Source organism: Bacillus sp. PK3-037, assembly GCF_054161355.1.
On sequence record NZ_CP096408.1, the window covers coordinates 1,905,968 to 1,923,981 of the forward strand.

General features: G+C 43.3%; 22 protein-coding genes and 1 pseudogene. 18 read left to right on the forward strand and 5 right to left on the reverse strand.

From position 1 onward, the window contains the following. Positions 1-10: 10 nt before the first annotated feature. A complete protein-coding gene (locus tag M1D69_RS10025) occupies positions 11-1,348 on the forward strand; it encodes an MATE family efflux transporter (RefSeq protein WP_458103862.1) in 1,338 nt (445 codons plus the stop codon). 47 nt (positions 1,349-1,395) lie between these two features. On the opposite strand, the gene M1D69_RS10030 is transcribed toward M1D69_RS10025, so the two are convergent. Continuing rightward, positions 1,396-1,821 carry a MarR family transcriptional regulator gene (locus M1D69_RS10030; RefSeq protein WP_024121778.1) on the reverse strand — a complete coding sequence of 142 codons (426 nt, stop codon included), beginning with the start codon at positions 1,819-1,821 and terminating at the stop codon, positions 1,396-1,398. A gap of 133 nt (positions 1,822-1,954) precedes the next feature. Here M1D69_RS10030 and msrA point away from each other — a divergent pair, with 133 nt between their 5' ends. Next, the gene (msrA, locus tag M1D69_RS10035; protein WP_458103861.1) at positions 1,955-2,488 is read left to right on the forward strand and encodes a peptide-methionine (S)-S-oxide reductase MsrA; all 534 of its coding nucleotides are present in this window, start codon (positions 1,955-1,957) and stop codon (positions 2,486-2,488) included. Next, a complete protein-coding gene (msrB, locus tag M1D69_RS10040) occupies positions 2,489-2,923 on the forward strand; it encodes a peptide-methionine (R)-S-oxide reductase MsrB (protein ID WP_024121776.1) in 435 nt (144 codons plus the stop codon). A gap of 46 nt (positions 2,924-2,969) precedes the next feature. Here the strand turns inward: msrB and M1D69_RS10045 are convergent, their stop codons facing one another. Beyond that, positions 2,970-3,995, reverse strand: a complete 1,026-nt coding sequence (locus M1D69_RS10045) for an SDR family NAD(P)-dependent oxidoreductase (RefSeq protein WP_458103860.1) — start codon at positions 3,993-3,995, stop codon at positions 2,970-2,972. A 355-nt stretch (positions 3,996-4,350) separates the two neighbouring features. On the opposite strand from M1D69_RS10045, the gene M1D69_RS10050 reads away from it, so the two are divergent. Further along, positions 4,351-5,499: a phytase gene (locus tag M1D69_RS10050; RefSeq protein ID WP_458103859.1), complete on the forward strand. Its 1,149-nt coding sequence runs from the start codon at positions 4,351-4,353 to the stop codon at positions 5,497-5,499. Positions 5,500-5,566: 67 nt separating this feature from the next. On the opposite strand, the gene M1D69_RS10055 is transcribed toward M1D69_RS10050, so the two are convergent. Continuing rightward, positions 5,567-6,517 (reverse strand): CgeB family protein, encoded by a 951-nt coding sequence (locus M1D69_RS10055; RefSeq protein ID WP_458103858.1) that lies wholly within the window; start codon positions 6,515-6,517, stop codon positions 5,567-5,569. A gap of 6 nt (positions 6,518-6,523) precedes the next feature. Beyond that, positions 6,524-6,916, reverse strand: coding sequence for a protein CgeA (locus M1D69_RS10060; protein WP_217827704.1), 393 nt, complete (start codon positions 6,914-6,916; stop codon positions 6,524-6,526). A 204-nt stretch (positions 6,917-7,120) separates the two neighbouring features. Here M1D69_RS10060 and cgeC point away from each other — a divergent pair. The 13 genes and pseudogenes from cgeC to M1D69_RS10125 form a co-directional block, all read left to right on the forward strand. Further along, positions 7,121-7,413 (forward strand): annotated as a pseudogene (gene cgeC / locus M1D69_RS10065) (spore maturation protein CgeC); the annotation flags it as partial. A gap of 68 nt (positions 7,414-7,481) precedes the next feature. Then, positions 7,482-8,762 (forward strand): glycosyltransferase family 2 protein, encoded by a 1,281-nt coding sequence (locus M1D69_RS10070; RefSeq protein ID WP_458103857.1) that lies wholly within the window; start codon positions 7,482-7,484, stop codon positions 8,760-8,762. Between the two features lie 27 nt (positions 8,763-8,789). Further along, positions 8,790-9,569 (forward strand): GNAT family N-acetyltransferase, encoded by a 780-nt coding sequence (locus tag M1D69_RS10075; protein WP_458103856.1) that lies wholly within the window; start codon positions 8,790-8,792, stop codon positions 9,567-9,569. Positions 9,570-9,648: 79 nt separating this feature from the next. After that, the gene (locus tag M1D69_RS10080; RefSeq protein WP_044155488.1) at positions 9,649-9,765 is read left to right on the forward strand and encodes a YjcZ family sporulation protein; all 117 of its coding nucleotides are present in this window, start codon (positions 9,649-9,651) and stop codon (positions 9,763-9,765) included. 131 nt (positions 9,766-9,896) lie between these two features. After that, positions 9,897-11,219 carry an aspartate aminotransferase family protein gene (locus M1D69_RS10085; RefSeq protein ID WP_044155489.1) on the forward strand — a complete coding sequence of 441 codons (1,323 nt, stop codon included), beginning with the start codon at positions 9,897-9,899 and terminating at the stop codon, positions 11,217-11,219. An 18-nt stretch (positions 11,220-11,237) separates the two neighbouring features. Beyond that, on the forward strand, positions 11,238-11,927 hold the full coding sequence (locus tag M1D69_RS10090; RefSeq protein ID WP_458103855.1) for a CoA transferase subunit A: 690 nt from the start codon (positions 11,238-11,240) through the stop codon (positions 11,925-11,927). Further along, complete coding sequence (locus tag M1D69_RS10095; RefSeq protein WP_458103854.1) at positions 11,912-12,565, forward strand: 3-oxoacid CoA-transferase subunit B; 654 nt, start codon at positions 11,912-11,914, stop codon at positions 12,563-12,565. Before M1D69_RS10090 ends, M1D69_RS10095 begins: the two co-directional genes overlap by 16 nt. Positions 12,566-12,573: 8 nt before the next feature. Next, entirely contained in the window at positions 12,574-13,884 is a 1,311-nt protein-coding gene (locus M1D69_RS10100) for a peptidase (RefSeq protein ID WP_458103853.1), read from the forward strand. Beyond that, positions 13,862-14,689: a putative beta-lysine N-acetyltransferase gene (gene ablB / locus M1D69_RS10105; protein ID WP_458103852.1), complete on the forward strand. Its 828-nt coding sequence runs from the start codon at positions 13,862-13,864 to the stop codon at positions 14,687-14,689. Before M1D69_RS10100 ends, ablB begins: the two co-directional genes overlap by 23 nt. 31 nt (positions 14,690-14,720) lie before the next feature. Then, positions 14,721-16,136 (forward strand): lysine 2,3-aminomutase, encoded by a 1,416-nt coding sequence (kamA, locus tag M1D69_RS10110; RefSeq protein ID WP_458103851.1) that lies wholly within the window; start codon positions 14,721-14,723, stop codon positions 16,134-16,136. Beyond that, positions 16,133-16,411: a YokU family protein gene (locus tag M1D69_RS10115; RefSeq protein ID WP_458103850.1), complete on the forward strand. Its 279-nt coding sequence runs from the start codon at positions 16,133-16,135 to the stop codon at positions 16,409-16,411. Before kamA ends, M1D69_RS10115 begins: the two co-directional genes overlap by 4 nt. Positions 16,412-16,496: 85 nt before the next feature. Next, positions 16,497-16,721, forward strand: coding sequence for a YozE family protein (locus M1D69_RS10120; RefSeq protein ID WP_010334616.1), 225 nt, complete (start codon positions 16,497-16,499; stop codon positions 16,719-16,721). A 153-nt stretch (positions 16,722-16,874) separates the two neighbouring features. Next, positions 16,875-17,561: a hypothetical protein gene (locus M1D69_RS10125; RefSeq protein ID WP_326196027.1), complete on the forward strand. Its 687-nt coding sequence runs from the start codon at positions 16,875-16,877 to the stop codon at positions 17,559-17,561. Here M1D69_RS10125 and M1D69_RS10130 read toward each other — a convergent pair. Beyond that, a complete protein-coding gene (locus tag M1D69_RS10130) occupies positions 17,558-17,701 on the reverse strand; it encodes a hypothetical protein (RefSeq protein WP_458103849.1) in 144 nt (47 codons plus the stop codon). The genes M1D69_RS10125 and M1D69_RS10130 overlap by 4 nt on opposite strands. 120 nt (positions 17,702-17,821) lie before the next feature. On the opposite strand from M1D69_RS10130, the gene M1D69_RS10135 reads away from it, so the two are divergent. Then, positions 17,822-17,998: a YozD family protein gene (locus M1D69_RS10135; RefSeq protein ID WP_010334612.1), complete on the forward strand. Its 177-nt coding sequence runs from the start codon at positions 17,822-17,824 to the stop codon at positions 17,996-17,998. The last annotated feature ends 16 nt before the right edge of the window (positions 17,999-18,014 follow it).

Consider the following 18,014-nt stretch of genomic DNA (forward strand, 5'->3'; position numbering starts at 1 on the left):
AGGAGAAGAAATGAAAGCATACGATTTTACGAAGGGAAACGTGCTGAGGCAGCTTATCCTGTTTTCGATGCCTATTATGCTGGGAAATGCTCTGCAGGTTTCTTTTCAATTCATAGACAGTTTATGGGTCGGCAATTTGCTGGGGGCAAAAGCGCTTGGCGCGGCCGCGGTATCAAGCACGATAGTTTTAACCGTGCTGTCTTTTATTTTGGGACTTAATAATGCGACCTTAACCATTTTGTCTCAGCAAAAGGGAAAAGATGATGAGAAAGAAATGGCGTCGTATATAAATGCCTTTGTCGTTTTATTAACAGGCTTAAGCGTCGGGTTCGGCGCAGCCGGTTTTTTCCTGTCAGAACCATTGCTGCGTCTTCTGCAAACGCCGGAGTCCATGATTCCGCTTGCCGAGATCTATTTGCAGATTCAATTTATCGGCATCCTGTTTTTGTTTGGTTATAACTTTATCAGTACGGTTCTTCGGGCGCTAGGCGACAGCAAAACACCGCTGCGGTTCATCGCTTTTGCCGTTGTGCTGAATGCTGTGCTGGCACCGCTCTTTATTTCTGTTTTCCGCATGGGGATTGCGGGAGCGGCTTATTCAACTGTTTTGTCACAGGGCATTGCGTTCCTTTACGGCTTGTTTTATGTCATCAAACATCAGCTGGTTCCGTTTTCTATGCCAAAAGCACCTAAGTGGGAAGAGACTGCGTTGATTCTGAAACTTGGTATTCCCGCCGGTCTGCAGATGATGGTGATTACAGGCGGAATGATGGCGATCATGAGTGTCGTCAACTCTTATGGAGAGCATGTGGTCTCTGGATTTGGCGCAGTGCAGCGGCTGGACAGCATCATCACACTTCCGGCTATGGCGGCCGGTACGGCGGTCAACAGCATGGCGGGACAAAATATCGGACTCGGAAACTATAAAAGGGTGGAATCGATTGCGAAGCTTGGTGTGATGTCTGTTTTTTCTTGCATGCTCGTCATTGCTATTATCATTTGGATATTTGGAAAATACTTGATGAGATTATTTATTAGTGAGCCTGACGCGGTAGCGTTTGGTGAACAATATTTGCGGTGGATTGCGTTTTTCTATCCTTTTATCGGTATTAATTTTGTACTGAACGGAATTGTCAGAGCTGCTGGGGCAATGATGCAGGTTTTGGTTTTAAATTTGATTTCTTTTTGGGTTTTGAGATATCCTTTTACTGCTCTGTTTTCAGCTTGGCTTGGACAGAAAGGGATCGGTCTCGGAATCGGTATGAGTTTCTTATTCAGCAGCTGTGCGGCGTTTTTGTACTACAGATACGGCCGCTGGAAAACGATGAAATTGTTTACTGAAAGATAAGAAAGGCGTTGCGAAAAGCACATACCCTAAATGGGTATGTGCTTTTTTTACCGTTTTTTATCAAGTTTGCTGAAAAGCTCGATTAACGTGGCGAGTTCAGTATCTGTATAACAATCAAAGCGTTTAAAGAAATATTCAGTTTTTTTCTCATTGAAATGCTGAACGATTTTTTCACCTGCTTCAGTGATATGAATGCGGATGATCCGCCGATCTTCCTTCGATCTGATTCTCGTGATCCATTCTTTTTCTACCAGCGCGTCAGTCACTGCGGTAATATGGCTTGCCGATACTTCCAAAATGGGCGCAAATTCCGTCACTTTCTTAGGTCCCTGTTCACTTAGAATGCGCAAAATGGTAAATTCATTCCGCGACAGCTCTTTATCTAGAATATCGTTGATTTCATTGCGTATTTGTTTAAAAACTTTACGGAGTAAAGTTTCCATATCATACATCATTTGTGTTCTTACTTTCAAATTTGTGAACCCCCATTACATAATTGCTAATACTCAAAACCTATAGATTTTTATTGAAAAGCAGAATCATTTTCATTCTATTTTTACATGCTATAATATAATAATACCACGTATTAACAAAGGAGGCACCAGTATGTCTGAAAAAAAAGAACTCGCCACATTTGCAGGCGGCTGTTTTTGGTGTATGGTCAAACCATTTGACGAACAGCTGGGAATTGAAAAAGTGGTGTCCGGGTATACAGGCGGCCATACTGAAAACCCTACGTATGAAGAAGTATGCAGCGAAACAACAGGGCATCGTGAAGCTGTACAAATCACGTTTGAGCCTGATGTATTCCCTTATGAAAAGCTGTTAGAGCTGTTCTGGCAGCAAATTGATCCGACAGATGCAGGCGGCCAGTTCGCTGATCGCGGCAGCTCTTACCGTGCAGCGATTTTTTATCATAATGAAAAACAAAAGGAGCTTGCCGAAGCATCAAAACAACGGCTGGCGGAAAGCGGCATTTTTAAAGATCCTATCGTGACAGACATTTTAAAGGCTGAACCATTCTATGAAGCGGAAGATTACCATCAGCATTTTTATAAAAAGAATCCAGGGCATTATCAGCGTTACCGGACAGGCTCCGGAAGATCTGGATTTATTAGTGAGCATTGGGGGGCGAAATAAATGACGCTAAATAAAGAAGAAAGAATAAAGTCATTAAACCGTATGCAATACGAGGTCACACAAAATAACGGAACGGAGCCGCCGTTTCAAAATGAGTATTGGGATCATAAGGAAGAAGGGCTTTATGTTGACATTGTGTCAGGAAAGCCTTTGTTTACCTCCAAGGATAAATTTGATTCCCATTGCGGCTGGCCAAGCTTTACAAAGCCGATTGAGGAAGAAGAAGTGGAAGAAAAACAGGATACGAGCCACGGAATGATTCGGACAGAAGTCAGAAGCCGAACAGCCGATTCCCATCTGGGACATGTATTTAATGACGGACCTGGGCCTAGCGGACTTCGTTACTGCATTAATTCTGCGGCGCTGCGATTTATTCCTAAGGATAAGCTCAAAGAAGAGGGATATGAAAGCTATCAGCACCTATTTGACAAATAAAATGCAAGAAAAAAACAAGCCTGCCTAATGGATAGACAGGCTTGTTTTATGCCTTTTTTTCTTTATGCAGGTCTTCAATAATTTGGGCAATTCTGTCTTTTGTAATAAGAGGGGCCTGGTCAGACTGATATCCGGGCAAATTGACTTTGCGAAAATCAGGATGTTTTTCAGGTTCTGGGAGGATAGCATATAGGTTGCCCCATTCATATAGTGACTCTACTTCGTGGGGAGATGTCAATTCTTCGTGAAGCTTTTCGCCTGGACGCTTGCCGACTTCTATTGCGGCCGGGCGCGGGAGACCGTGCTGCGCTGCGTATTCTTCAAATCCATGAATCAATTCCTCGAGTTTCAGTGATTCCATTTTAAAAATAAAAGTTTCTCCGCCTGTGGTTATAGCGGCTGATTGCAGTGTCAGTGTGGCCGCCTCATCAATAGACATAAAAAATCTGGTCATGTTCTTGTCTGTGATGGTCAGCGGTTCACCCTCCATCATCTGTTCAAATAAAATAGGGATGACTGAACCTCTTGAGCCGAGAACATTTCCGAAACGGACTGAACAAAAAACAGTTCCTCTATTTTGAACGTGGCGGTTAGCTTGATGAAACAGCTTTTCAGATAACAGCTTAGTGGCACCCATTGTGTTTACAGGGGACACAGCTTTATCAGTACTGATATTGATGACATGCTGTACTCCATTGATTAGGGCGGCCTCCACCACATTCTGTCCGCCGATGAGATTGGTCTGGATCGCTTCAAACGGATTGTCTTCGCATGTCGGTACCTGTTTCAGCGCTGCTGCGTGAAAGACGATATCGACACCTGTCATCACCTGATTCACTCTCCGGTGGTCGCGCACATCTCCAAGTACAAATGAAAGCCGCTGATCCTCCGCATACTTTTGACTCATTACATACTGTTTACTGTCGTCTTTGCTGAATACAATAACCTTTTTTGGTGTAAGCAGCAAAAGGCGTTTGACAATTTGACTTCCGATTGAACCCGTTCCGCCAGTGACTAAAACTGTTTTGTTATGGAAAAATGGTTTTAGTTCTGCTGTTTGCTGTTTAGGCATGGCTTATCCTCCAACTCTCGTTTCTCTACCATGCATCATATGTTCAACATTTTATTCGAGTTAATGAAAGCAACCAATAAAACGAAATTTAGGGGAATGATGATGTCACAAAGTGTTCTTTTTTAATAGAAAATGAAGAGATTGCTTTAATCTAACTAAATAAACAGTGTACTAAATTTTCATAATATCTTTTTTCGCTCCATATAAACAGGTCCCATATGATCTGATCACGTCCATATAAAAAGCTTTCTTTTGAATCAGAAACACTACGAAAAAAAGGTACGATTGTCTCACTGTTCATCAGCTTCATATATTTTACAATAAGAAATGAGGGTTAAAATAAGGAGGCTGTAAAATGAAGTATCCAAAAACTATTCTGTTTAGTGCCGCTGCGGGTTTATTGCTTAGCCTATCTGCAAACTCGGTATCGGCTCATCACGCTGATGAAGTGAATCATTTCAAAGTAACGGCAAAGGGAGAGACTGACCCGGTTGCTTCAGGAGATGACGCAGCGGATGATCCGTCCATTTGGGTTGATGCAAAGCATCCGGAAAAAAGCAAATTGATAACGACAAACAAGAAGTCCGGGTTAGTCGTGTATGATTTGGACGGCAAACAGATCAATTCTTACGAGTTTGGCAAGCTGAATAATGTCGATCTGCGTTATGATTTTCCGTTCAACGGCAAACAGATTGACATTGTCGCTGCTTCAAACCGGACAGAAGGAAAAAATTCGATCGAAGTTTACACCATTGATGGGGCAAAAGGTGAATTGAAAAGCATCACAGACCCAAAACATCCTATTTCCACTGATATTTCTGAAGTTTACGGTTTCAGCCTGTATCACAGCCAAAAAACAGGGGCATTTTATGCGTTGGTAACGGGAAAGCAAGGAGAGTTCGAGCAATATGAAATTGCCGACAATGGAAAGGGATATGTAACAGGGAAAAAAGTGCGGCAATTCAAATTACATTCACAAACTGAAGGTCTCGTCGCAGATGACGAGTATGGGAATCTCTATATAGCGGAGGAAGACACAGCGATTTGGAAATTTAATGCTGAACCATCTGGAGGATCGCAGGGCAAAGTCATTGATTATGCTTCTGGAAAGCATTTGACAGCTGATATTGAGGGCTTGACCATCTATTATGCGCCGGACGGAAAAGGTTACCTTATCGCTTCAAGCCAAGGCAATAACAGCTATGCGATGTATGAAAGACAGGGAGGCAATCGGTATATTGCCAATTTTGAAATTACGGATGGCGAGAAAATAGACGGGACGAGTGATACTGACGGTATTGATGTTCTTGGTTTCGGACTGGGGCCAAAATATCCGTACGGCATTTTTGTAGCGCAGGACGGAGAAAATATAGAAAATGGACAAGTTGTCAATCAAAATTTCAAAATTGTATCATGGGAACAGATTTCTCAGCATCTTGGCGGAAAACCTGACCTGAATAAACAGGTGAATCCAAGAAAGCTGAAGGACAGATCTGATGAATAAAAAAGCAGCCTATTTTCGGCTGCTTTTTTTGTCACGAAAAAATCGTTCATATGAAATGAACGATTTTTCAAAGCGCCAGATGAATGGCTTTCAGTTTTGCGGGAAGCTCATCAAATGTATGAGCAGGAACGGTCTCTTTGTAATTTAACGCCGCAGCTTTGTTTCGTTCCTCAGGATGATTGATATAGAAAGCGGCTTTTTCCTTAAAGTCGTCGATGCTGTGATAAGAAATAAAGGATGAAAAAGGATGTGCCGCGGGGAGATCCACTAGTTGAAATACTTCGCATGCAGCAATATCAAAGGTGCGGTTATTAAAGCTTGTATTTTTAATGCAGCTTTTATTTTTGTTGAACGTAAAATGATACGGCCGATGCGGATTGATCACGATGTCTGCCCCGTTATAATAATGAACGGCCTGTTCAGGCGGAACCCATGTGCTGACTACATCTATATGCGGCTGTTTGAGTACTTTTTTAGGCAGGTATTTTCTCCATTCCTTTCCGATGACCCGAATGGTGTACGGGAGATATGCCGCTTCTTTCACAAGCTGAACCCGATTAGGGTAAGGATAGCCGATGATAAGCAATTGTGAATGAAAGGAATGTTCGGTGTCCATTTTTTTAAACAGCCGATGATTAACAGGAATTGGAGCATAATAGATATGCTGATAACCAAGCTCCTGATAATAGAGGGCAGCATTTTGGTCAATTGTTAAAACCGCGTCAGCGTGCTTTATCACCTGAAGACTGATATCAATATAAAATGGGTCTTCTGTCAGCCAAACATATACCGGAATACCCTTACCCTTTAACCAGGTCAGCCAGTCGTGAGGAACGTGAACTCCAACCATCATGAGTGCGAAGTCCGGCTGAAACGTTTCAATGCGTGACAGCGATTCGGTGTCTGGTGTATCTGCAGCCATGTATTCTGTCTGAGCGTGCCGAAAGCATTCTTCAGCCCAGCGGTCAAAATAACTGTATATTCCTCCATATCCCGACTGGATATACAAAACTTTCATCAGAGGTTATGAAAAGAATGTAACGCTTTCTACTTTATCTACATCAATCAATGTTGTCGCTTGACCTGGCGGGGTTACAGAGCTTTCCTGTGTTACGAATACAATGCCTCGTAGCCGATCAAAATCAACAAATACGACAGGACCGATCATGTCACCTGAATCAGTTACTATACTAATTATAGTGCCCGGTTCGATTCTGGCAAAAATCCATTCCGCCGGTGAACTATTAAACAAAAACTCGGCTGAAGCAGTATCGTCCACTTTCTGATCAATCGCAGATTCCAGTAAAGCTTTAATTGTATTCTCCACGTTATCTCCTCTTTCAGTTGCATTTGTAAATAAAGGACTTAAAAGGGACTTGATTAAATCCTTTTTTACTTGTGTTTTTTTAATACTCATAAAAACACACCTCCTATAGATTATTGAACTCACGTTTAATCATATTCTTCTGATTGGCAATTGGTATGAGTCGAACGCCGTACCTGAGCTATTTTTCATATATTTAAGGAAAATGCTGATTTTCTTCAATGGATGGATATTGCCTATACCGCAATTGACAGCATGTTCATATTGTGAAACAGAGGGTAAGGGAGAGAGGGAAGTTTGGATTTAGAAAACAAAGTGAACCAGGAAGAAAATAACGACGAATTGCATTTTATTTTGTTTTTATTCATTCTGCTTATACGTCAAACAGCTTCAGACAGAAATCCATTTGATCACAGACGCCAACTCGTATTTGCTAAAGAGCTTGGTGTGCCGATTTCAAGAGTCAATCTGATCAATGGAGATACGCTTCATAATGTTATCGTAAAAAGTCTTGGCTGATTTGGTTATTTTTTCAGAACCCGCTAAATCAAACGGGATCAAATGTTGCTATTGTAAGTTGGGGTGCTTTTTACATGATGACAGAGGCTCTGCTTGCTGCGGAGCCGTTTTCATGTGTGACAATAGGAGGCTTGCAGAGATGGGGGACAAAGTGTCCATTATTTTAACGAGTTATAACAAACCTGATTATCTACAAATGGCGATTGAGAGTGTCATCAATCAAACTCATAGCAATTGGGAGCTTTTTGTCATGGATGACCATTCAAATGAGAAAACGATTGCGGTGATTCACAAGTACCTTCATGACCAGCGCATTCGTTATAAAAACAGCTTCGTCCATCCTCAAAATCGATTAAAAACAACCCGTTATGCCACATTAATTAATAACGCTCTTCCATTTGCCGCAGGCGACTACATTTCTTATCTCACCGATGATACAGTTTATCATCCTGATCGGCTGAGCCGTATGCTGCAGACGTTTTTGTGTCATCCTGAAGCACAGGCAGTCTATTCAAAACAAAAAGTTGTTCAAGTAAACGAAAGAGGAGAGGAAATTTCCCATTTTTACAGAGATGCCAATGCGGTGCTTGATCAAGCCGCTTTTCAAGTCGATCATTGCTCTGTTATGCATCGCCGTTCGTTGCTTGATCGGATCAAAGATAAATATGGAAGCTATTGGGACGATGATATGATGCATTGGAATCACGGCGACTCAATTTTTTGGATGAGAGTAAACACATTTGCCCCGTTCCTGCCGATAAATGAAGTATTAGATACAACGTATAAGACCCCGAATTCCTTTCAAAACGCTAATCAGTTTCTGCCCGCCGATTTGATTGACGGCACGTTTGTAAAAGGATCTGATCAACATGTGTATTTTCTTGATCAAGGTGTGCGGCATCCTGTGGGGGAGAGATGGAGTTCAGTGTATCTGGATCGGACTGTTGTTATCCCCGATCCGTATTTATTTCAATATCATACGGGGAAATGTTTAAACATTCCGAATTATGTTTTGGTAAAAGAAGCTGACCAGCCTGCAGTATTTTACATTGACGCCGGTAAAAAAAGACGGATAGAAAGTCAGCATGCTTTTCAATTTTATCAATTTAAAAGAAAAGATATTTTGACGATTGAAAAAGAAGTGCTCGCGGATCTGCAGGAAGGGCCGCCTATCACGCGGGACAGATCTGGGGTGATCGCAAATCCGCCTGGACGAAGGCTGTTTTTTATAGAACGCGAAAGGTTTCTATTTCTAAACGGTGTTTTTCATCCAATCAGCGAGCAAGTGGTGAGGAAATTCTTTTTACAGCAGAAACCAATACCCGCTTCTTTCCGGAATATTCAGCAATTTCCAATTGGAAAGCCGTTTTATCCAGTGTACGATGAGATTATAAAGAAATTAAATATTGCAATCGAGTAAATGTATAGGTCATAAAAAGGAGATATCATGACAGGACATTATTCAAAAACGGAGCATCAATATCTATCGTTAACGTCTGAATCGAAGTTGTTTGGTCATTACAGTGTATATAAAGATTCCAAGCTGCCGCAAATTTTTTCTCATAATTTTGTACAGCTTCATGATACATTTCCATTGGAGCGTATACCTGATTTTTTGCCGTCCGTACCGAAGCTGCTTGATGCGAATTATATCCATTTAAAAGCGTCTCCTCAGCATGTTTTTCCGCTCGTTTTGAAGCAGTCGCTTGTGAAAAGCGGTTTTGTGGTTGAAGATGAGCTGTTATACAGCATGAAGCTTGGAGACTGGAAGGGACAGACGGGACATCCTTTCACGGCATGGGGGACGGCAAAAAGTCTTAGTGACGGATCTTCTATCATGAAAATTTATGACTCGCTTTATATAGGAGAGGCAACCGCAGAACAAAAATTAGTGAGAAAATATCCTTTTTACAAAGTAGGTACGATTTTGCTTGTCGTTTGTTACAGCGATTCATCACAGAACATTCCGATTGGCTGCGGGGAACTTTTTATTGATTCGCAAGAGAAAACGGCGAAAATTGAAGAGGTGGCGATTTTGGATCAGTTTCAAAGAAGGGGCTACGGCAGTATTCTTGTGGGTGAGATGCTGTCCATTGCCAAATCTTTAGGAATGGATGAGGCTTATTTAGTGGCCTCAAATTCTGACGGCGTTACTCATTTTTATGAAAAGCTCAAATTTAAAAAATATGAGCGGGTGCACACTGTTTTTCATTATTTCCTTACATAGATGGGCGTTTGCACAAACCGTTTGGGACTTGGCCCGCATACAATGCCGTATATCGTGATAAGAAAGGATGAAAAACAATATGCATGGATATCATGGATACGGTTACGGAGGATTTGGCTGCGGGACAAATACATTTGTATTGATTGTTGTCTTGTTCATTTTATTAATTATCGTCGGAGCCGCTTTTATTTGCTAGATGAAATAACACAAGAGCCTTTCGAAGTTCGGAAGGGCTCTTTTTTTGTGCGAAAAAAGATTTTATAGAGAGCGTCATGCCGCTATTTGGACACTCATACAATGTAGAAAAGGGGTTTTTGAGGTGGAAGCATGAGCAGTTATTTAATTAAGCCAGAGCTTAATGCGGAATATCCGATTGTCAGTCATGCAAAGGGCACATATGTGTATGATCAGAACGGAAAAAAATATCTTGATGGCTCATCTGGTGCGGTGACATGCAATATCGGCCATGGGGTTGAGGAAGTAACTGAGCAGCTGAAAGAACAGCTTGAAAAGGTGTCTTTTGCTTACCGCTCGCAGTTTACGAGTGAGCCGGCGGAGCAATTAGCTGCTTTACTGGCCGAGCAGCTGCCGGGAGACTTGAATTGGTCTTTTTTTGTAAACAGCGGATCAGAGGCCATAGAAACGGCAATGAAAATCGCCATTCAATATTGGCAGGAAAAAAAGCAGACACAAAAATCCATCTTTCTCTCACGATGGAGCAGTTACCACGGAATAACTTTGGGAGCGCTTTCATTGTCGGGGTTTTATGAACGGAGGTACCGGTTCACCCATTTGCTAGAGCGTTATCCCGCTCTCTCAGCCCCGCATATATATCGGCTGAATCAAGAGGCAAAAAAAGATTTTGTTCAAACGGCTGCGGAGGAGCTGGAAACCGCTATAAAAAGAATTGGAAGTCAGTTTATTGCTGGCTTTGTGGCAGAACCTATTATTGGAGCCGCGGGAGCAGCAATCACTCCTCCTTCTGGATATTATGAGAGATTGCAAGAGGTGTGCCGCTCACACGGCGTGCTGTTTATTGCGGATGAAGTGATGACCGGGCTTGGGAGAACTGGAAGGATGCTTGCGACAGAGCATTGGCATACCGTTCCTGATATCGCTGTGCTTGGAAAGGGACTCGGTGCCGGCTACGCGCCTATTGCAGCGGCAGTTGTGTCTGATACGGTTCTCCAAACGATAAAGCAAGGATCAGGTGTTATTATGAGCGGTCACACATATAGTGCTCATCCCTTTTCAGCCAAAGCCGCTCTCGAGGTTTTGCGTTATGTTATCAGACACGGCTTGATCAAACAGGCTGAAGAAAAGGGCTTCAAGCTGAAAAAGAAACTTGAAGAGATGATGCACCGAAGCGGCATCATTGGGGATGTCCGCGGCAAAGGACTGCTGTTAGGCGTTGAATTTGTGGCTGATAAAAAGACAAAGCGAGTGTTTCCGCAAGATCGGTCGATGACCCAGCGTATCATCAGCGAAGCAAAAAAACGCGGGCTCATTGTCTATCCTGCCAAGGCTGGAATCGACAGCGGAGAAGGAGATGCCGTAATCATCGCTCCTCCATTCACAATCTCAGACGGAGAGATGGAAGAACTTATATCAACTTTTTCGGAAACAGTTGCAGAAGTTGAAAAAAACTGAAAAGGGATTGAAATCAATATGGCACCATTTCAAAAAACGATCAGCATTGAATCGGCAATTGCAGATGTGCGTGATGGATCGGTCCTTATGTTTGGCGGCTTCGGAGGAGTCGGCTCTCCTCCTTCTTTGATTGAAGCCATATTGGACAGCGGTGTGAAAGAATTAACTGTCATTTGCAATGATGCCGGATTCCCGGAGATTGGGATTGGACCGCTTATTGTCAATAAAAGAGTCAAGACACTGATTGCATCGCATATCGGGTCAAATCCTATAGCGGGAAAACAGATGACAGACGGCACATTAGAGGTTCGATTTTCGCCTCAGGGCACGCTCGCAGAACGGATTCGCGCCGGCGGATCCGGCCTTGGCGGCATTTTGACCGATATCGGCATTGATAATCAAATGGTTTGTGAGAGAAAAGAGATTGTGTCTGTAGCGGGGAAACAATACTTGGTTGAAGAAGCGCTGACGGCTGATTTTGCCTTCATCAATGCCTGCATTGCAGATGAATTCGGCAATTTAACGTATGACAAAACAGCGCGCAACATGAATCCGCTTATGGCAATGGCCGCCAAAAGAACCTTTGCCGAGGCGGAGACGATTGTGCCGATGGGTGATATTGCAGAAGAAATGATTGTAACGCCTGGGGTTTTTGTTGAGGGGGTTGTGAGAAGCGAAGGGGTGAGGTGGAAATGGGCTTGGGAGTAACAGAAAGAGAGCAGATCGCCAGACGGGCTGCTTCTGAAATCAAACCAGGCATGATGGTGAATCTCGGTATCGGCATCCCTTCCTTGGTGCCGAACTTTTTGCCGCCTGACATGCAGGTTATGCTGCAGGCGGAAAACGGCGTACTCGGGATTGGCGAAAGTCCTGAAAAAGGGAATGAGGATGAAAATTTATGCAACGCCGCGGGATTCCCTGTCCGTGCTGTAAAGGGGGCATCTTATTTTGATACAACGATGTCTTTTGCCATGATCAGAAGAGGCATGATTGATATTACGATTCTAGGCGCTTTGCAGGTAAGCCAGTCGGGAGACCTTGCGAATTGGCTTGTACCCGGAAAAAAGGTGCCGGGCATGGGCGGTGCGATGGAGCTCGCCCAAAAAGCGAAAAAAGTGGTTGTCGTTATGAGCCATACCGATCAAAAAGGGAGGCCTAAATTAACAGAAGCCTGCACCCTTCCGTTAACAGCAGCAGCCTGTGTAGATATGATCATTACTGATAAAGCAGTTCTGGCAGTTGGCCGGCATCATTTTATTTTAAAAGAACTGATTAATGGCTCAACAATTGACGAGGTGATCGGTCTGACCGACGCTGAAATAATGGTAGATATGCCTTTTTCTTAAAAGGGGGAGTGATGATGCAGGACATTGAAAGAAAAGTAATCGAATGGCTTGATCAGCATTCAGCCAAAGCCATTCGTCTTTTGAAAAGGCTGGTTGGAGAAAAAAGCACACTTGGCAAGGAATTTAACGCGCAAGCAGTAGTCCTTGAAAAGCTCCGGCAATTTCATATGGACATTGATGTGTGGGAGCCGAGCCTAAAACAATTAAAACAGCATCCCTATTTTATATCAGACCGGTCGGATTTTCATGAGAGCCCGAACATTGTCGCTAAAAAAACGGGAGAGGGCGGAGGACGATCTCTGATTTTAAACGGGCATATCGATGTTGTGCCAGAAGGAAATTTGAAGGAATGGAAGTATGAACCGTTTCAAGCTGCCGAAGTAAATGGTAAAATTTACGGCCGCGGCTCAACTGATATGAAGGGAGGCAATACAGCCCTTCTATTTGCATTAGAAGCCCTGCACGCCTGCGATGTCAAACTGAAAGGCGATGTATTGTTTCAAAGTGTTATAGATGAAGAGTGCGGCGGCGCCGGAACACTTTCTGCCATTATGAGAGGCTATCGTGCGGACGGGGCGCTAATTCCGGAGCCGACGAATATGAAGCTTTTTATTAAACAGCAGGGCTCGATGTGGTTTCGGATCACGGTTAAAGGATTAGCGGCACACGGAGGCACACGGTATGAAGGTGTCAGCGCCATTGAAAAAAGCATGCGTGTCATTACGGCCATTCAAGAGCTTGAAAAAGTCCGCAATGCAAGAATTTCTGACCCGCTTTATGATCATATCCCAATCCCGGTTCCAATTAATATTGGCACCATCTCAGGCGGAACATGGCCGTCCTCGGTAGCAGACCGCGTCGTCATAGAAGGAAGGTGCGGAATTGCTCCCCATGAAAAGCCTGAAGCCGTAAAATTGGAATTGGAAAATTGGCTGAAAGATTTACAATACCATGATGAATGGTTTAAACGCCATCCAATTCAAGTGGAATGGTTCGGGGCTCAATGGCTGCCGAATGATTTGCCTGATGACCATCCTTTACTATCAGTCTTGCAATCAGCCTATCAAAAAATGAAACAAACAGAGCCGATCATCGAAGCGTCGCCTTGGGGGACAGACGGCGGCCTTTTGTATCATGCGGGAGATACTCCTGTTATCGTTTTTGGGCCGGGAGAGACGAAAACGGCACATCAGGCAAACGAGTATATTGAGGTTGAAGCCATGTTAGAATCAGCTAAAATTATTGCTCTTTTTGTGATGGATTGGTGCGGGCTCCATACAGACGGGGAGGATGCTGATGATCAAAACGGTAAAGAGTAGCGGTGTCACGGCTGTCATAGATAATGACCGCTTTAATAAACGAATGAGAGTCATTCGTTATGAAGGCGCTATTCAGGAAGCCTTGTCTGATATTATGACAGCGGCTGAAGAGGAGAGCGCCGAAAAAATTATTGTGTACACGAAACAGCATGACGAGGCGGAGCTGGCTAAACAATTGTTTACGCCGGAGGGCTTTCTCGAAGGCTACTATCTCGGCCATCGCGCTGCCGTCATGGTCCGTTATCTTACAGAAAAACGAAGACAAACAGATACCTATTTAGCCGAGCAGGAAATGATAGAGCTATTATATAAAATGAAACCTCAGCCACAAATCGAAGACAGGTCTCCTTTTACAATGAGAAAAGCAGAAACAAACGACATGTATCAGTTATCTATGCTGTATAAAAAAGTATTCCGCACGTATCCGACCCCTGTGTTTGATCCCGCCTATATTGAAAAGACGATGAATGAGCATACGCTTTATTATGTCATGCTTGAAGATGACCGTCTGATTAGCGCGGCAAGTGCAGATATCAATCCTGAGCTGGGGCATGCCGAATTGACAGACTGTGCCGTGCTTCCCGATTATCGGGGCCGTTCGCTGACAAGTATTTTAATAGATGCATTAGAAAAAGAAATGAGAGAGCAAGATATCTTTCAAGTATTTTCACTCGCCCGCGCTGCATCTTTTGGAATGAATGCTGTCCTGTATCATTCCGGGTATCAGTATGGCGGAAGGCTGATCAATAATTGTTATATAGGAGAAGGGCTCGAAAATATGAATATCTGGTGCAAGCGCCTGTAAGTCAAAAAGAATGCACGAGGAGGAATTTCATTTGACAAACAAATGGTATAAACCGAAACGGCATTGGAAGGAGATAGAGTTATGGAAGGATGTTCCGGAAGAAAAATGGAATGATTGGCTCTGGCAGCTGACCCATACTGTAAGAACATTAGATGATTTGAAAAAAGTGATTAACCTGACCGAAGAAGAAGAGGAAGGCGTCAGAATGTCTACTAAAACGATCCCCTTAAATATCACACCCTATTATGCTTCCTTAATGGATCCCGACAACCCGAGATGTCCGATACGGATGCAGTCTGTGCCGCTCTCTGAAGAGATGCACAAAACAAAATACGACCTGGAAGACCCGCTTCATGAGGATGAAGACTCTCCAGTACCCGGTCTGACCCACCGTTATCCCGACCGAGTCCTGTTCCTTGTCACGAACCAATGCTCTATGTACTGCCGCTACTGCACAAGGAGGCGTTTTTCCGGTCAAATCGGAATGGGTGTCCCTAAAAAGCAGCTTGATACCGCGATCGCCTACATTCGGGAGACACCCGAGATCCGGGACTGTCTGATTTCAGGCGGGGACGGGTTGCTGATCAATGATCAAATTTTAGAATACATTTTAAAAGAGCTGCGCAGTATCCCGCATTTGGAAATTATCAGAATCGGCACAAGAGCGCCTGTCGTTTTTCCTCAGAGAATCACCGATCAACTGTGCGATATCTTAAAGAAATATCATCCGGTCTGGCTGAACACCCATTTCAACACAAGCATCGAAATGACGGAGGAATCCGTTGAGGCTTGCGAAAAGCTGGTGAACGCAGGTGTGCCGGTCGGAAATCAGGCCGTCGTGTTAGCAGGCATTAATGATTCGGTAACAATTATGAAAAAGCTTATGCATGACTTGGTGAAAATCAGAGTCCGTCCCTATTATATATACCAATGTGATCTCTCAGAAGGCATCGGACATTTCAGAGCTCCAGTTTCAAAAGGGCTGGAGATTATTGAAGGGCTGCGGGGCCATACTTCAGGCTACGCGGTACCAACCTTTGTCGTTGACGCACCAGGCGGCGGCGGGAAGATCGCACTGCAGCCAAACTATGTTTTATCGCAAAGTCCTGACAAAATCATCTTGAGAAATTTTGAAGGAGTCATTACCTCTTATCCGGAACCTGAACATTATATCCCTAACCAGGCTGACGCCTACTTTGAGTCTGTTTTTCCTGAAACCGCTGACAAAAAAGAACCAATTGGACTGAGTGCCATCCTTGCCGACAAAGAGATTTCTTTCACACCGGAAAACGTGGCCAGAATCAAAAGGAGAGAAGCATATACAGCGAAGCCGGGGCACGAAACCTTAAAGGACCGGCGGGAGAAAAGAGACCAGCTAAAGGAAAAGAAATTTTTAGCCCAGCAGAAAAAAGAAAAAGAGGCGGAAAGCGGGGGGAATTCTTCATGAAAACATGCGAATGGTGCGGTGTGCCTGAGGCGCAGCCTGGCACGAACACGGTTTATTGGGAGCTTCCTGACGGCACACGAGCCATAGAGCTGACAAACACCCCCGCGATGATTTGTTCTTCTTGCGGAATGGCCTACCAAGAGGATTCGACGATAAAGGATATTGAGGATCAGCTGTTTGTAATCAACACAAAAAAACTCCCTGAAAGTCTGACATATCAACAGCTCATGGAAACGGAAAGGATATTAAAACGCAACTATTTTGATTTTTCCTGAATGATGTTTCGTATTCTTTTGTTGTAATTTTACACTTGCACTGTATAATAGAACAACAAAAGACAGACACCAGGAGGGGAAACCCATGAAATCCTTTTATCATTATTTATTAAAATACAGACACCCTAAACCACAGGACAGCATCAGCGAGTTTGCCAATCAGGCGTATGAGGATCACAGCTTTCCAAAAACATCAACCGATTATCACGAAATCAGTTCATATTTAGAGCTGAATGTTGATTATCTGGACACGATGGCGACGTTTGATGAAGCTTGGGAAAAATACGAGGCCGAGGTGCACGGCAAATAACCACATGTTTAAATCCGCAGATCCGCTGCGGATTTTTTTGTGCGCATACACATACCATAATTGGATACTTCCAATGGTTTTCATGCCCATGCGAATTGGTGTAACCCAGCATACGATAGCGTATGAGAAATGTTGCGGCGAGGGGGAGACACCATGAAGCAAAATAAACCGAAATTCCAAGTAGGGGATATCGTAGTCGTCATTATGTATGGGACAGTCGGCACAATCACAAAAGTGCACCAAATCGATAAGCACTATCTTTATGAAGTAAACCACAATGAAGTCTTATATTTTGAATCGTCCATTCAATTATATAAAGATTATGAAGGCGTCATTGTCGATATGGAAAAACTTGATATTGAATATGAATTCCTCATTGGAGATGTCGTTTATGTAAAAGATTATGGAAAAGAACTCTTTCGCATTATCGGCCACAGAACAGAAATTTGGAGATATTTAGAAGATGGCTGGGAAGATATTATTTATGAGCTGACTCGTTTAAAGGATGGAGAGTGGCTTGAAACGGAGGAAGAGGATCTCACGCTGGTTCTCAGAAAGTATGAAATGGACCAGTTTGTGCATCAGCTTTTGTTTGTCCACTATGTCGGAGAAACTGCCCATGAGATCGGCGAAGATATTGTCCCGTCTGCTCTTCTTCAGTTTGAAGGCGAAGATGAAGATCAAGATCAAGATACCCTGCGCATCCTGGCTGTATCAATTGTTGATGAGCTTTTGGATATTTACAACGACTACAAAATTCTGTACGAAATGTTTAAAGATGAAGAATATAAAGATATGATGATGTTTGTGCTGGAAAGTTTAAAAGAACACTTCAGTTAGTTTGTGAACAAGCGGATGATCACATATAAAAAGTAAGGCAGACAGCCCCACATCATGACATGCGTCATACCTTTGAGCGTTTTTTCCATCACCATATCGAATCTTTCTCCGTCCAGTGCTTCCATCATTTTAGCGATCATATGTCAGCCTCCTATGGCTTGTTTTTTTATTCAATGTATATGAATGAAAGAATTGTTTAGAACACCGGGTATAATTCATCCCGTTTTTTCATAAAACATAAAAAAGGAGGCGGTACGGTTATGAAAGAAATAGATCTTGTGATTGACACGGAAGAAATCGCTGAATTTTTTTACAGAGAGCTTGCAAGACGGGGCTACATACCGAGTGAAGATGAGCTGTTTGAAATCGCCGATATTACCTTTGATTATCTGATAGAAAAATGTATGATAGATGAAGAGCTGGATGAAGATTGTTAAGGCTTGAAACCGGAGC